This window comes from Streptomyces sp. NPDC055400, assembly GCF_053644375.1.
Genome location: NZ_JBSHLM010000028.1, coordinates 22,253 through 36,771 on the forward strand (window position 1 = coordinate 22,253; position 14,519 = coordinate 36,771).

The 14,519-nt window shown below is 70.4% G+C and carries 11 protein-coding genes; 6 read left to right on the top strand and 5 right to left on the bottom strand.

From position 1 onward, the window contains the following. Positions 1 to 5: 5 nt before the first annotated feature. The 3 genes from ACWIGU_RS43960 to ACWIGU_RS43970 all read right to left on the bottom strand — a co-directional run bounded on the left by ACWIGU_RS43960 (position 6) and on the right by ACWIGU_RS43970 (position 3,687). Positions 6 to 1,031: a DNA-3-methyladenine glycosylase family protein gene (locus ACWIGU_RS43960; RefSeq protein WP_454407538.1), complete on the bottom strand. Its 1,026-nt coding sequence runs from the start codon at positions 1,029 to 1,031 to the stop codon at positions 6 to 8. 83 nt (positions 1,032 to 1,114) lie between these two features. After that, positions 1,115 to 2,197 carry a sugar phosphate nucleotidyltransferase gene (locus ACWIGU_RS43965; RefSeq protein ID WP_454407539.1) on the bottom strand — a complete coding sequence of 361 codons (1,083 nt, stop codon included), beginning with the start codon at positions 2,195 to 2,197 and terminating at the stop codon, positions 1,115 to 1,117. An 83-nt stretch (positions 2,198 to 2,280) separates the two neighbouring features. Then, positions 2,281 to 3,687, bottom strand: a complete 1,407-nt coding sequence (locus ACWIGU_RS43970) for an N-acetylmuramoyl-L-alanine amidase (RefSeq protein ID WP_454407540.1) — start codon at positions 3,685 to 3,687, stop codon at positions 2,281 to 2,283. Positions 3,688 to 3,836: 149 nt separating this feature from the next. On the opposite strand from ACWIGU_RS43970, the gene ACWIGU_RS43975 reads away from it, so the two are divergent. The 4 genes from ACWIGU_RS43975 to ACWIGU_RS43990 all read left to right on the top strand — a co-directional run bounded on the left by ACWIGU_RS43975 (position 3,837) and on the right by ACWIGU_RS43990 (position 9,805). Beyond that, complete coding sequence (locus ACWIGU_RS43975) at positions 3,837 to 4,592, top strand: TIGR03089 family protein (protein ID WP_454407541.1); 756 nt, start codon at positions 3,837 to 3,839, stop codon at positions 4,590 to 4,592. A gap of 196 nt (positions 4,593 to 4,788) precedes the next feature. Then, on the top strand, positions 4,789 to 6,096 hold the full coding sequence (locus ACWIGU_RS43980; RefSeq protein ID WP_454407549.1) for an LCP family glycopolymer transferase: 1,308 nt from the start codon (positions 4,789 to 4,791) through the stop codon (positions 6,094 to 6,096). A gap of 226 nt (positions 6,097 to 6,322) precedes the next feature. Beyond that, the gene (locus tag ACWIGU_RS43985; protein WP_454407542.1) at positions 6,323 to 8,056 is read left to right on the top strand and encodes an LCP family protein; all 1,734 of its coding nucleotides are present in this window, start codon (positions 6,323 to 6,325) and stop codon (positions 8,054 to 8,056) included. 81 nt (positions 8,057 to 8,137) lie between these two features. Further along, entirely contained in the window at positions 8,138 to 9,805 is a 1,668-nt protein-coding gene (locus ACWIGU_RS43990; RefSeq protein ID WP_454407543.1) for an LCP family protein, read from the top strand. Between the two features lie 57 nt (positions 9,806 to 9,862). On the opposite strand, the gene ACWIGU_RS43995 is transcribed toward ACWIGU_RS43990, so the two are convergent. Then, a complete protein-coding gene (locus ACWIGU_RS43995) occupies positions 9,863 to 10,891 on the bottom strand; it encodes a glycosyltransferase family 2 protein (protein WP_454407544.1) in 1,029 nt (342 codons plus the stop codon). A gap of 126 nt (positions 10,892 to 11,017) precedes the next feature. On the opposite strand from ACWIGU_RS43995, the gene ACWIGU_RS44000 reads away from it, so the two are divergent. Beyond that, positions 11,018 to 12,490: an LCP family protein gene (locus ACWIGU_RS44000; RefSeq protein ID WP_454407545.1), complete on the top strand. Its 1,473-nt coding sequence runs from the start codon at positions 11,018 to 11,020 to the stop codon at positions 12,488 to 12,490. Between the two features lie 22 nt (positions 12,491 to 12,512). On the opposite strand, the gene ACWIGU_RS44005 is transcribed toward ACWIGU_RS44000, so the two are convergent. Then, on the bottom strand, positions 12,513 to 13,061 hold the full coding sequence (locus ACWIGU_RS44005) for an acyl-CoA thioesterase (protein WP_356275992.1): 549 nt from the start codon (positions 13,059 to 13,061) through the stop codon (positions 12,513 to 12,515). A 118-nt stretch (positions 13,062 to 13,179) separates the two neighbouring features. On the opposite strand from ACWIGU_RS44005, the gene ACWIGU_RS44010 reads away from it, so the two are divergent. After that, positions 13,180 to 14,478: an LCP family protein gene (locus ACWIGU_RS44010; RefSeq protein ID WP_454407546.1), complete on the top strand. Its 1,299-nt coding sequence runs from the start codon at positions 13,180 to 13,182 to the stop codon at positions 14,476 to 14,478. The last annotated feature ends 41 nt before the right edge of the window (positions 14,479 to 14,519 follow it).

Here is a 14,519-nt window from a genome sequence, read left to right on the forward strand (position 1 = left end):
GCCTCTTACCAGTCGGCGATGTTCGTGCGGCGCATCTTCGGCTGTCTGCGCGGGGGTGTGCGGCCGCTGAGGAGGATGAGGCGGGCCGCGCGGTGGCGCTGGCCCTGCTCCTCGTACGGGGCGAGGAGCCGCAGCATCTCCGCGTCGTCCGCGTCGCGGTTGCCGGCGAGCGCGTAGCCGACGATGCCCGGCAGATGGACGTCACCCGTCGTCACGGCGTCGGCGGCGCCGTGACTGCGCTGGACCGTCTCGGCGGAGGTCCAGGGGCCGATGCCGGGGATCAGTTCGAGGCGGGCGCGGGCGTCGGCCGGGGTCATCGACGCGGCCTCCTCCATGCGGCGGGCCACGTTCACGGCGCGCAGGACGGTCGAGGCCCGCTTGTTGTCCACGCCCGCGCGGTGCCACTCCCAGGACGGGATGAGCGACCAGGTGCGCGGCTCCGGCATGACGTGCAGGCCGAGCCCGGCGGTGGGGCCGGGTGCCGGGGTGCCGTACGTGCGCAGCAGGATCCGCCAGGCGCGGTACGCCTCCTCCGTCGTGATCTTCTGTTCCAGGATCGACGGGATCAGCGATTCCATGACCAGACCCGTACGCAGCAGGCGCAGACCCGGCCGGTAGTGGTGGGCGTGGGCGAGAAGCCGGTGGCGCGGCTCGAACGCCTCGGGCTGGTCCAACTCGCCGAGAAGTTGAGGGAGTTGGGCAAGAAGCCAGGTTGCGCCCGGGCCCCATGCCTGCGCTTCGGCGACGTGGCCGCGCAGGGCCACGCGCAGGGTGCCGGGGCCCTCGGGCGTGCGGGTGGCCCGCCAGACCGAGCCGTCCGGTGTGACGCGGAAGGCGGGGTCGGCGGGCCCCCGGCGCAGCGGTCCCAGGGTCAGGCCCAGGTCGAACGGGCCCCTCGGTAGCCAGCGACGGGTGTGCGCCTCGGTCGCCGGGCGCGGCACGACGGGTCGGGGCACGACGGCCCTGGGCACTACGGTCTCGCCGCCGCGCACCGTGGTGCGCGTGGGGCGAGGGGCATATCGGCCGGCCAAGGGGTCCTCGTCGGGTGGTGGGGTGCTCCTTGCAGCGTAGGGGGTCGGGCTCGCCGGTCCCTACCGATCCGAGGAGACGCCCCCTACTGGTCCGAGGAGAAGCGCACCGCCGCCGCCGGGATACGGGCGTCGCACCACACCCGTACGCCCGACTGGAGTTCGTTGTCCGGGCCGACCGTCGCGCCGTCGCCGATCACCGCGCCCGTCAGGACCGTGCGGGCGCCCACATGGGCGCCACGGCCGATCAGGGAGTCGGTGACGACCGCGCCCGCCTCGACCGTCGCGCCGGCGAGTACCGCGCTGCCGGAGACGCGGGCGCCCTCGCCGACCGTCGCGTTCTCGCAGACGACCGTGCCGTCCGTGAGCTTCGCGCCGGGGGCGACCGAGGCGGTGGGCAGCGTGAGGCTGTCGCCGCGCCGGCCGGGGACGGCGGGGGACGGCGCGCGGCCGAGGACGAGGTCGGCGGAGCCGCGCACGAAGGCCTGGGGGGTGCCCAGGTCCAGCCAGTACGTGGAGTCGACCATGCCCTGGAGGTGGGCGCCGGACGCCAGCAGGCCGGGGAACGTCTCGCGTTCCACCGAGACGGGGCGGCCCGTGGGGATCGTGTCGATGACCGAGCGGCGGAACACGTAGGCGCCCGCGTTGATCTGGTCGGTGACGATCTCCTCGGGCGTCTGCGGCTTCTCCAGGAAGGCCTGGACCCGGCCCGTCGCGTCCGTGGGGACCAGGCCGAACGCCCGTGGGTCCTCGACCCGGGACAGATGCAGGGAGACGTCCGCGCCGGTGGTCTCGTGCTCGTCCACCAGGGCGCGGATGTCGAGGCCGGTCAGGATGTCCCCGTTGAAGATCAGGACCGGGTCGTCGGGTCCTGAGTGGAGCCGCGACGCGACGTTGCGGATCGCGCCGCCGGTGCCGAGGGGCTCCTCCTCGGTGACGTACTCCAGATGCAGTCCGAGGCGTGAGCCGTCGCCGAAGTACGGCTCGAAGACCTCGGCGAGGTACGAGGTGGCGAGCACGATGTGCTCGACGCCCGCCGCTCTCGCCCGGGCCAGCTGGTGGGTGAGGAACGGGACGCCCGCCGCCGGGACCATCGGCTTGGGTGTGTTCACGGTGAGCGGTCGCAGTCGGGTGCCCTTGCCGCCGACCAGGAGGATCGCTTCTGTCACCTGTCGTCTCTGCTTCCTGCTGGGGCCGGTCGAACTGCCTTTCGGCCGGCCAGTGTATGCAGACTGTGCGGTGTGGCCGGGCGTCAGCGGCCCTGGAGAGTGGCCGATGCGGACCGGGCGGTGCCGAGCTTGTCGTAGAGGCGGCGCCCCGGGCACTCGGTCGCAAAGCCGTCCCGGTGCCCCGAAATCGCGTTCAGTCGTACGCTCTTCCCCTTGGGGTACAGATTGCCACCGGCTGACGTGAGATATGTCTTACCGCTCGGATTCACGTCATAGAGGCCGAGCTTCCAGGCCGTCAGGCGGGCGAGGGCGTCCACCGAGGCGGCCGACGGGTTCGAGGAGCCGAAGGTGCCGAGGACCGCGACTCCCATGCTGTTCGTGTTGAACCCGAGGGTGTGGGCGCCCATGACCGGCTTCGCGACGCCACCGGCACGGCCCTCGTAGATGTTGCCGCACTTGTCGACGAGGAAGTTGTAGCCGATGTCGCGCCACCCCAGGCTCTTCACGTGGTAGCGGTAGATACCGCGGATGAGTGAAGGGGCTTGCGAGCACTTGTAGTTGTTGCCCGTGGCGCTGTGGTGCACGAAGGCCGCCTTGACCTTCGAGGTGTAGGTGAAGTTGCTCTCGCGCAGCTTCTCGTCGGCGCCCCAGCCCTTGCGCGTGACGATGCTCGGGCGCGGGCCGATGTACGGGCGGACCTTCGCGTCGGCCTCGCCGCCGCGGGCCTCGATGAGCTCGCTCTCGGTCTCCTTCTTGCCGAGGGCGGGGATGGCGTCGGCGCCGAGGGGGGCCAGGTCGGCGTTGACGGCGGAGGCGGCGGCGGACTCGGCGGTCAGCACGCCGGAGCCGGGGACGTCGGCGGGGGCGCCGCCGGGCGGGGGCTCATCGCCGGGCGCGGGCCGGCCGGCGGGCCGGGGCTCCTGTCCGGGGTCGACCAGTTCGAGGCGCAGACCCTTGGGCAGAGGGGCCTGCGCGGTGGAGTTCGCGGAGGATCCGGCGGTCAGGCGTGCCGGGGCCGCCTGGGGGCGCACGCGCACCTCGACGCCGTCGGACGCACCGACCCACAGCGGGGCCGTGGCTCCGCGCAGCCGGCCCGAGTCGTGCTCGGCCGTGCCGGGGTCGGGGGCATGGTCGCTGTTGTGGGTCTCGAGGTCCTGCCAGCCGGACCAGCGGGCGGTGCCCATGGCGCGCGCACGCACCTGGACGCTGCCCTCCAGCACGGCGGCCGGGTCTTTCCAGACGACGCCGACGAGCGAGAAGGGGTGCACATCGCGCTGGGGCAGGCCCTGTTCGCCCGGGGCTCGCAGGCCGCGGTCACGGGGCAGGACGGCCAGGGGGAGCGACTGGGTGCTGCCGGATACGGCTTCGGCGGTCAGGGCCCTGGCGGCCGAAGGGGTCGTGGCTGCCCCGGCTCCGAAGGACAGGGCGAGCGGAAGGGAGAGGGCTGCCGCGGACGCGACGCCGATCGAGGAAGTGAGGAATCCACGCATGCCAATGATCGTGGACATAGTGCTACATATCTGTCCATCGGGAAGTGTCATTGGTGGGCAGGGGAATTGACGGCTCATCGGGCTGACACGGCGTCGTGGTTCCCCCGGTCGGCCCCACACCGCCGCGCGCCCCGCGTACCCTTGCGCCCGTGAACGCCACCGACCGCACCCCCGCCGACCTGCTGCGATCCGCGCTCGCCGCCGATCCAGGACGCCCACTGGTGACTTTCTACGACGACGCCACGGGCGAACGCGTCGAACTGTCCGTGGCCACCTTCGCCAACTGGGTGGCCAAGACCGCCAATCTCCTCCAGGGCGACCTCGCCGCGCAGCCCGGCGACCGGCTCGCGCTGCTGCTGCCCGCGCACTGGCAGAGCGCCGTCTGGCTGCTCGCGTGCGCGTCCGTCGGAGTCGTCGCCGATGTCGGCGGCGACCCGGCCGCCGCCGACATCGTCGTCAGCGGCCCCGACTGTCTGGACACGGCGCGCGCCTGCTCCGGGGAACGGGTGGCGCTCGCCCTGCGTCCGCTCGGCGGCCGCTTCCCGCAGCCGCCGGAGGGCTTCGCCGACTACGCGGTCGAGGTACCGGGGCAGGGCGACCGCTTCGCCCCGTTCGCGCCCGTGGACCCGGAGGCGCCCGCGCTCGTCGTCGCGGGGGCCGAGCTCACCGGCGCCGAGGTCGTCGAGAAGGCGCGGGCCGACGCCACGGACCTCGGCCTGACGGGCCCCGGCTCACGCCTGCTGTCCGGACTCCCGTACGACACCTGGCGCGGTCTGAGCGCGGGCCTTTACGCGCCGCTCGCCACCGGCGGTTCCGTCGTCCTGTGCCGCCACCTCGACGGCCTGGACGAGGAGTCCCTGGCCAAGCGGGTGGAGAACGAGCGGGTCTCGGCGACCGCGCGCTGAGACACCCGGGGCGGCGTCACCCGTTCGGCCCCGTCCACCCCTGGGTCACCGGGCCCCGGACGCCGCGCCGGGCGATGGTCGAAGGGGCGCACCTGCGCACCGTCGCCGCCATGAGGGGTGGACTCACGTGACCGACTCCGCAGGCACGCCCCCGGAACCGCAGCGCCCCGGCGACGACGACGCGGCGGGGCCGGTCATGCGCGGGCCGCGCGCGGGCTCGTCCCCCACGGGGGCGGGCACGGCCCGGCGGCACAAGCGCTGGCTGCGGTACACGGCGATCGGCGCCGGCGTGGCGGTGCTCGCCGCGGGCGGCACCGGCTGGGCGGTCTACGAGAAGCTCCAGGGGAACATCACCGAGGACACCGACGCGGCCGCCGAGCTCGCCCGCTACGAGAAGGAGCGGCCCACCTCGCTCGTGGCCGGCGCGCAGAACATCCTGCTGATCGGTTCCGACTCACGGTCCGGCGCCGACAACCGCAAGTACGGCCGTGACTCGGGCACCCAGCGCTCGGACACGACGATCCTGCTGCACATATCCGCCGACCACAAAAGCGCCATCGCGGTCTCGCTGCCCCGCGATCTGATGGTCCACCTGCCGAGCTGCCGCGCACACGGCGGCACCCGCACCGACCCCACGTTCTCGATGTTCAACTACGCCTTCGAGCAAGGCGGTTCGGCCTGCACGATCCGTACGGTCGAGAAGCTCACCGGCATCCGCATCAACCACCACATGGTCGTCGACTTCAGCGGGTTCAAGGACATGGTCGACGCCGTCGACGGCGTCGAGGTGTGCCTCAAGGAGCCCATGAACGACCACGCCGCCCGCCTCAAGCTGCCCGCGGGAAAGCAGACCCTCGACGGCGAGCAGGCGCTCGGCTTCGTGCGGGCCCGCAAGAGCCTCGGCAACGGCAGCGACACCGCCCGGATGGACCGCCAGCAGCAGTTCCTCGGCGCCCTGGTGAACAAGGTGCAGAGCAACCAGGTGCTGCTCAACCCGACGAAGCTGTACCCCGTGCTCGACGCGGCCACCTCGTCCCTCACCACGGACCCCGGGCTCGCCAGTCTGCGCGGCCTCTACAACCTCGTACGCGGCATCCGGGACATTCCGACCGAACGCGTCCAATTCCTTACGGTGCCGCGGCGCAGTTACGTCTACAACGCCAACCGCGATCAGCTCGTCCAGCCCGCCGCCGAGCAACTCTTCACGCGACTGCGCACCGACGCCCCCGTGGTGGTCGCCAAGAAGACACCCCGGGAGAGCACCACCCAGAGTTCCTCCGACGGCTCCGGCGCGGACAGCTCGGGCACGGACGCCACGGGCACGGACGACAGGGCGTACGAGCACGACGGATTCGACGACGGCAAGGGCGGCGCCGGCCTGAGCGCCCAGAAGCCCGACGGCCCGTTCACGTCGCCCGGTTCGTCCGGTTCGTCACCCGGTTCATCGCCCACGCCGGCCCCCACGTTCCGCGGCAACACTGCCGCTCAGGACGCCTGCGGGTAAAGCGATACCCAAGGGGTTCGTGTCACGTCCAAAGAAATAGGACGGATTGCCCAGTTGTAGGGAAGTGCAATTTGTCACCGCCGTCGCTTGACGCTGAACTGGGCGGATAGTGTGAGCGATCCGGTGCACCCGGCCAACGACGGTCGCGCACTGCTTTCCGACTGACCGAGCGCCTTCTTGAGGGGGACAAGGCGCCGCGTGGCCCCGACGGAGGATGCAGACAACCGTGGACGCGCAAGGCCGTGGGCGGGCGGACAACATCGACCCCGCAGACCAGTGGGTACTCAACCCGAACACCGGCGATTACGAACTGCGACTGAACCCTTCCTCTGGGCAGTCGACCGTACCCGGACCGCGCAGGTCTTCCCAACGCCCCACCGGGCAACGGGGACAGACCGGGCAGAACCGGCAGAACGGCAGGTCCCGCGAGGAACAGGACAGCCGCGACGTGCCCGGCCAGCGCAGGCGGCGGGCCCCGCAGCCGGAGCCGGCCGGCAGGCGCCGGTCCAAGAGCAAGAAGAAGTCCAAGGGCAAGAAGGCGCTCCTGTGGACGGGCGGCGTCATGGCCTTCGTCCTGGTGGCCGGCGCGGGCGGGGCGTATCTCTATCTGCGCCACCTCGACGGCAACATCAACAAGCAGGACGTCGTCGGCGCGAAGAACGGCTTCAGCAAGGACGAGGCGTTCAACATCCTGCTGATCGGCACGGACAAGCGCACCGGCAAGGGCAACGCGGGCTACGGCGACAAGAACAGCGTCGGCCACGCGGACACCAACATCCTGCTGCATGTGGCCAAGGACCGTTCGAACGCGACCGCGTTGAGCATCCCGCGCGACCTCATCACCGACATCCCGGACTGCAAGGTGAGGGAGGACGGGGTGGAGAAGACGATCCCCGGAACGCCCGACATCCGATTCAACACCAGCCTCGGCCAGAGCGGCCGGGACGCGGGCTGCACGATGGCAACGGTCAAGGCCATAACGGGAGTTCAGCCCGACCACTTCATGATGGCCGACTTCAACGCCGTCAAGACGCTGACGACGGCGGTCGGCGGTGTGGACATCTGTCTCGCCAAGGACGTCGACGACCCCGACTCGCATCTGAAGCTCTCCAAGGGCAAGCACACCGTGCAGGGCGAACAGGCCCTCGCGTTCGTGCGCACCCGGCACAGCTTCGGCAACCAGGGCGACCTGGACCGCATCCAGCAGCAGCAGCAGTTCCTCGGATCGCTGATGCGCAAGATGAGCTCCGGCGACACGCTCACCAGCCCGGGCAAGCTCACGAACCTGGCCGAGGCCGCGACCAAGGCACTGACGGTGGACACCGGGATAGGAAGCCTCAGCGAGCTCAAGAACGTGGCCCTGGAGCTGAAGAAGGTGCCGCCGAAGAACATCACCTTCACCACGCTGCCCGTGATAGACAACCCGGCCGAGAAGGTCCACGCGACGGTCGTCGTCAACCCGGCCAAGGCGGACCCGCTGTTCGCGATGATCCAGGACGACGTCTCCCTGACCGAGGTGGCGAAGGACAAGAAGGCCGCCAAGTCGAAGCAGGACGCGCTGCTCAAGGGCTCCCGCGCCGACGCCTCCGAGGTCCGGGTCGACGTCTACAACGGCAGCGAGACCGTCGGCGCCGCGCAGACGACGCTGACGTGGCTGCAGAACAACGAGGGCGTCCTCAAGTCGAGCCAGCTGGGCAACGCGCCGAAGAAGCTGTCGAAGACGACGCTCGAGTACGCGCCGGACCAGGCCGACCAGGCCCGCAAGCTCGCCGACATCATGGGGCTGCCCTCATCCGCCATGAAGCCCGGCAAGAGCGAGAAGAACGACCAGGGTCTGCCGGCGATGATCCTGACCCTCGGAGCCGACTTCAAGGAGGCCGGGACGCCCATCGCCGCCCCGGCGAAGGCGCCGGCGGACATCCAGAAGGCGACAGCCGACAAGACTGTGTGTGCCAAGTGACCAACCTCGGCCGCCTCTTGACTGTCTAACAGACAGGATCGGGGCGGCCGAGGCATAGGCCGGGGGCGGGAGGGGTGGGGCATGAGGCAGAGCAGTGTGCGTGGGGACGGGTCGCGAGCACAGGTCCGTCAGCAGGGCAACGCGGTCGGCCCGGGCAGGGTCGGCCCGCCGCGCGAGGCCGGGGGGCCGGAGCGTGAACAGGGCCAGGACAAGGGACAGGGTGACGGCGGCAGGCCGCGCGGACACCGGCGCGCCGGCGCGCGCCCGCGGCGCCGCAGACACCGGATACTGCGCTGGTTCTCGATCACCCTCGCCCTACTGATACTCGGCGCCGCGGGAGCGGGCTATCTCTGGTACGAGCATCTCAACAGCAACATCAAGACGGACAAGCTCAACATCGGCGAGCACCAGGCGGCGAAGCCGACGCCGAACGCGGCGGGCCAGACCCCGCTGAACATCCTGCTGATCGGCTCGGACGCCCGGGACTCCAAGGCGAACCAGAAGCTCGGCGGCGCCAAGGACACGTTCGGCGGCGTACCCCGCGCGGACGTACAGATGCTGGTCCACCTCTCCGCGGACCGCAGCAACATGTCGGTGGTGAGCATGCCGCGCGACACCCTGCTCAAGCTGCCGAAGTGCACCGACCCGAAGACGGGCAAGGAGTACCCGGCCACGGTGGGGCGGCAGATGACGAACGACTCGCTCGGCCGCGGCGGCCCCGGCTGCACGGTGGCCACCTGGGAACTGCTGACCGGCATCCACATCGACCACTTCATGATGGTCGACTTCGCGGGCGTGGTCTCCATGGCGGACGCCATCGGCGGCGTACCGGTGTGCGTGGACGCCAACATCTACTCCAAGGACAGCCAGGGCCACGGCTCGGGCCTGAAGCTGGCGAAGGGCACGCACCCGGTCATGGGCGAGCAGGCCCTGCAGTGGCTGCGTACGCGCTACGGCTTCGAGGACGGCAGCGACATCGCCCGTACCAAGGCGCAGCACATGTACATGAACTCGATGGTGCGCCAGATGCGTGAGAACGCCACCATCACCAACCCGGGCAAGCTGCGCAGCCTCGCCGAGGAGGCCACGAAGGCGCTCCACGTCGACGAGGGCCTCGACACGGTCAAGAAGCTCTACGACCTCAGCAACGAGCTGAAGAAGCCCGAGCCGGACCGGATCACGATGACGACGATGCCGTTCGTGTACGTGGGCGCGCGCGTGGCCCCGAAGCCGGGCGACGCGGACAAGCTGTTCCGGCTCGTGCGCGAGGACATCGCCCTGGACGGCAAGGACAAGAAGAAGGCGCCGCCCGAGGAGTCGGACGACCCGGCGGCGCCCGACGGCGAGATCGCGGTGCAGGTGCAGAACGGTACGCGGACGGCGGAGCTGCCCGCGGTGCCTGGCCGGGCGAGCACGGTGTCCCAGATCCTGGCCACGAAGGGCTTCACGAAGGCGTCCGCCGACCAGTCGGTGTCGCTGAGCGAGGAGAAGACGGTCATCCACTTCCCGAGCGTCGACCTGGAGGGCGATGCCCAGCGGGTCGCCAAGTCCCTCGGTATTCCGCTGAGTTCGGTGAAGCAGTCGACCGACGTCTCAGGGGTGACGCTCATCGTGGGCGACGACTGGCGGGAGGGGAACACCTACCCGAAGTCCTCGAAGGACGACGACACCACCCCGGACACCGCGCTCGCGCTCAACGGGTCGGACAAGAAGGCCTGCATGAAGGTGAACAAGAACTTCACCTGGTGACACAGGCCAGAACTCCGGGGCCGGGCGGCTCGGCCCCGGAGCGAGCAGACGTAGGGCTCACGCCTCGCTGAGTACCGCGGGGCGGCGCGACGCGATGACCTTCTTCGCGAGGGAGCGCGGGCTGGTCAGGAAGCCCCAGCCCCAGGACATGTGCATCGTGGCGAGCGCGACCGGGATCTGCAGGCGCGCCTTCAGCGGCAGCCCCTTGCCGGCGGGCACCGAACCGGCCGCGATGGCCGCCAGGTAGCCGCCGGGGATCACGAAGCCCCACGGCGTCACGAGCGCGCCCACGACGACACCCGCGGCGATCGCGCACACGGCGGCCGGCGGCGCGAGGTAGCGCAGGTTGATCGAGCCCTCGTGGTAGCGGGCGACGACATGGCGCCAGCGGCCGTAGTCCTTGTACTGCTTGGCGAGCGCCTTCACGCTGGGCCGCGGCCGGTACGAGACCTTCAGCTCGGGCGAGAACCAGATCAGGCCGCCGGCCTCGCGGATGCGGAAGTTCAGCTCCCAGTCCTGGGCGCGGATGAACTCCACGTTGTAGCCGCCCTGCCGTTCAAGGGCCTCGCGCCGGAAGACACCCAGGAACACGGTCTCGGCCTGCTGGGCCTCGCCTCCCGTGTGGAAGGCCGCGTTCCCGACGCCGATCTTCGACGTCATGGCGGCGGCGACCGCGTGCTCCCAGTCGTTCTCGCCCTCGGCGTGCATGATGCCGCCGACGTTCTGCGCGCCGGTCTCCTCGAGGAGGCGGACGGCCGTCGCGATGTAGTTCGGCGAGAGCATGCCGTGCCCGTCGACGCGCACCACGATGGGGTGGCGGGACGCCTCGATCGCGGCGTTCAGCGCGGCGGGCGTACGGCCCGTGGGGTTCGGCACGGTGTGGACCCTGGGGTCCTCGCGGACGAGTTCCGCGGCGATCTCGTCCGTTCGGTCCGAGGACGGGCCGAGCGCGACCACGACCTCCATCTCGCCGTCGTACTCCTGCGCCAGGATCGCCTCGACGGCTCCGCGCAGGTGCCGCTCCTCGTTGAGGACGGGCATGATCACCGATACGGGCGGAAGCTGCTTGTCGGAATTCGCGTTCATCAGGCGTCACGTTACCGCTAATGGGGGACACCGGCGCGCGCCGCCGTGGTCACTGCCGCGGGCGGGAGATCGTAGGCACCTACGGTGCTCGCGATCCCACGCCCACCTTCTCGGAGGTGTCCCCACGTGCCCACTCCGCCGACCCGCTCCCCCGCACGCCCGCCGCGTCCCCCACAGCAGGAGCGCCCTCGTCCCCCCGTGCCCGCCCCCGTTCGGAGGAGGAAGCCGCGGTGGGCCATGCGGGTGGCGACGACGGTCTCGGTCACGGTGCTCGCGGCCGCCGGGATCGGGCACGCGGTCATCACCGGGCTCGACACCGATATCAACCGCATCGACCCCTTCAAGGACATGAAGAACCGTCCCTCCGGCGGTCACGGGATGAATGTGCTGCTCGTCGGCACGGACGGCCGCGACAAGATCACCCCGGCGGAGAAGAAGAAGTACCGGCTGGGCGGCGCGCCCTGTCACTGCACGGACACGATCATGATCGTGCACCTCTCCGCCGACAAACACCGCGCGAGCGTCGTCAGCCTGCCCCGGGACTCGTACGCCGAGATCCCCGCGCACACCGACCAGACGACGGGCCTGCAGCACCACCAGCACCCTGTGAAGATCAACGCGGCGTACGCGGAGGGCGGGCCCCATCTGACCGTGCGCACCGTCGAGCACATGACCGGCGTGAAGATCGACCACTATATGGAGGTCGACTTCACCAGCTTCATGAAGACGGTGGACGTGCTCGGCGGCGTCGAGATCTGCACGGCGCATCCGCTCAAGGACTCGTACACCGGGCTCGACCTGGCCGTCGGCACGCACACGCTCGACGGCGGCCAGGCCCTCCAGTACGTGCGCGCCCGGCACACCGACGGGGCGGGCGACCTGGGCCGGATGCAGCGCCAGCAGCGCTTCCTCGCCGCGCTCATCGCGAAGACCACGTCGTCCGGCGTGCTCCTGAACCCGGTGAAATTCCGCGATGTGGCCCGCACGCTGCTCAGTTCCGTGCGCGCGGACAAGGGGTTCGGCACGGACCAGATGGTCGGGCTCGGGCAGGCGATGCGGGGGTTCTCGCCGTCGTCGTCGGAGTTCACGACCGTGCCGATCAGCGAAGCCAGTTTCCCGGTCAAGGGGATCGGCTCGACGGTGAAATGGGACCCGGCGAAGTCCGCGAAGCTCTTCAAGGCGCTGCGCGAGGACAAGCCGCTCGCCGTGCACCACCAGCAGAAGAAGGAGACGGTCGTCGGCGTCGCCCCGCAGCAGATCCGCGTCCAGGTCGAGAACGGCACGATGACGCCGGGGCTCGGCAGGAAGGTGGACGCGGGGCTGCGGGGGACGGGGTTCCGCACGAGCGGTACGCCGATGAACGCGGTGCAGCGCACCGCCCAGCACACGGTGATCTTCTACGACCCGCGCTGGGACCAGTCGGCGAAGGCGCTGGCGACGGCGTTGCCGGGGGCGCAGCTGCAGGCGGTGAAGGGACAGGGTGCGGTACTGAAGGTGCTGGCCGGCCCGGACTTCAAGGCCGTGCGCGCGGTGCGGGCCGAGGACTCGCACCAGGGGGAGTTCGGGGCGGTCACCGGGGACCAGGTGATGTGCGGCTGACGCCGGTCCGCCTGCGAAGGGCTCAGTCCTCGATGCCGTCGGCTGCGCGCTGCTGCCGCAGTTCCATGATCGCGCGGCGGCGCGCGAGCCGGTGCTGGCGGCGGATCTGGGCCTCCTGCCAGCGCCGCTTGTCGCGCTCGCTCTCCGGCAGGACCGGCGGCACCGAGCGCGGCTTGCCGTCGCCGTCGACCGCGGCGAACACGAGGTAGGCGGAGCCGACCTGCTGTGCCGGCGTCGACTCGTTCCAGCGCTCGGCGAGGACCCGGACCCCGACCTCCATGGAGGTCCGGCCCGTCCAGTTGACCTGAGCCTTCACATGGACCAGGTCGCCCACGCGCACCGGCTCCAGGAAGGCCATCTCGTCCATGGAGGCGGTCACGGCGGGTCCGCCGGAGTGCCGGCCCGCCACGGCGCCCGCCGCGTCGTCGACCAGTTTCATGATCACGCCACCATGTACCGTTCCGAGCAGGTTGGTGTCGTTATGGGTCATGATGTGCGACAACGTCGTACGGGAAGCTGAGGTCGGCTTACCCGGAATTTCGGATTCCGTGCCGCGGGCCTGGTCTGTCATGGCCTCCACCTTATGCCGGGCAGGACACGGGTTGCTTTGTGTCAGCTCTGCAACAGCCCGGGTCCGATTCCCCACCCGCCCTTGTGGGGCACACAGCACCGGACGGCACACTGTGGCCATGAATGATTGGCCAGAGGGTTGGGGCGAGAGTCAGAGCGGCGGCGACCGCGGTTACGGTCGCGGCAGTGCCAGCGCACGCCCCGAGGGCGCCCGCGCGATGCCGCACGTGCAGCGTGGACAGGGCGGCGGCCCCCGCCGCTCCGCGCCGCCCCGGCCGACGGTGCCGGCGCAGCCCTCGTACGGCGAGGGCTACGGGGACCAGTACGACAGCGGCTACAGCACCGGCCAGGTCTACGGCGGTGGCGGCGGGCGCCGCGGCGGCGGCTACGTACCGAACGACAACGACCCGGCCGACGATTACGCGCCCCCGCGGCCGCGGCCGAGCTGGGGCCGGCGCATCAAGTGGGCCGTCCTCACCCTCGTCGTCGTGTTCGTCGGTGTGAGCATCGGCACGTACTTCTGGGCCGACTCCAAGCTCCACCGTGACGTCGACCTCTCCAAGGTCATAGAACGGCCCGAAACCGGCAAGGGCACGAACTACCTCATAGTCGGCACCGACAGCCGGGCCGGGATGTCCGCCGAGGAGAAGAAGAAGCTGCACACCGGGTCCGCCGAGGGCAAGCGCACGGACACGATGATGATCCTGCACACCGGCGACAACGGCAGCACGATGATCTCCCTGCCGCGTGACTCGAACGTCACCATCCCGTCCTACAAGGGCTCGGACTCCGGCAAGCTCTACCCGAACCAGGGCCGCCAGGTGAAGCTCAACGCGGCCTACGCGGAGGACGGCCCCGAACTGCTCGTGCGGACCGTCGAGTTCAACACCGGGCTGCACATCGACCACTACGCGGAGATCGGCTTCGGCGGCTTCGCGAAGATCGTCGACGCGGTCGGCGGCGTCGAGATGAACCTGAAGGAGGGCTTCAAGGACAAGTGGTCCGGAGCCGACTTCCAGAAGGGCAAGCAGACGCTGAACGGCCAGCAGGCCCTGGCCTTCGTCCGTACGCGCCACGCGTTCGCGGCGAGCGACCTCCAGCGCACCAAGAACCAGCAGGCGTTCCTGTCGGCGCTGGCCCACCAGGTGGCCACCCCGTCGACGGTCCTGAACCCGTTCAAGCTCTACCCGACGATGGGGGCGGGCCTCGACTCGCTCGTCGTCGACAAGGACATGAGCCTGTGGAACCTGGGCTCGATGTTCTTCGCCATGAAGGGCGTCACCGGCGGCGACGGCAAGTCGATGAACATGCCGGTCTCCGGCTCCGTGGGCGGCAACCTCGTCTGGGACAAGACCAAGGTCAAGCAGCTGGTGGGCGAACTGAAGGACGACGCGCCGGTGACGGTGTCGGGCAACTGACGTAAGAAACGGGGCAGCGGGCCCGAGCCGGACCTCCGGCT

What these genes read in the sequence shown, in the direction of transcription:
- ACWIGU_RS43970 (WP_454407540.1), bottom strand. Translation starts at nt 3,687, where the DNA reads ATGCGTGGATTCCTCACTTCCTCGATCGGCGTCGCGTCCGCGGCAGCC.
- ACWIGU_RS43980 (WP_454407549.1), top strand. Translation starts at nt 4,789, where the DNA reads ATGCGCGGGCCGCGCGCGGGCTCGTCCCCCACGGGGGCGGGCACGGCC.
- ACWIGU_RS43990 (WP_454407543.1), top strand. Translation starts at nt 8,138, where the DNA reads ATGAGGCAGAGCAGTGTGCGTGGGGACGGGTCGCGAGCACAGGTCCGT.
- ACWIGU_RS43995 (WP_454407544.1), bottom strand. Translation starts at nt 10,891, where the DNA reads ATGAACGCGAATTCCGACAAGCAGCTTCCGCCCGTATCGGTGATCATG.
- ACWIGU_RS44005 (WP_356275992.1), bottom strand. Translation starts at nt 13,061, where the DNA reads ATGACAGACCAGGCCCGCGGCACGGAATCCGAAATTCCGGGTAAGCCG.
- ACWIGU_RS44010 (WP_454407546.1), top strand. Translation starts at nt 13,180, where the DNA reads ATGAATGATTGGCCAGAGGGTTGGGGCGAGAGTCAGAGCGGCGGCGAC.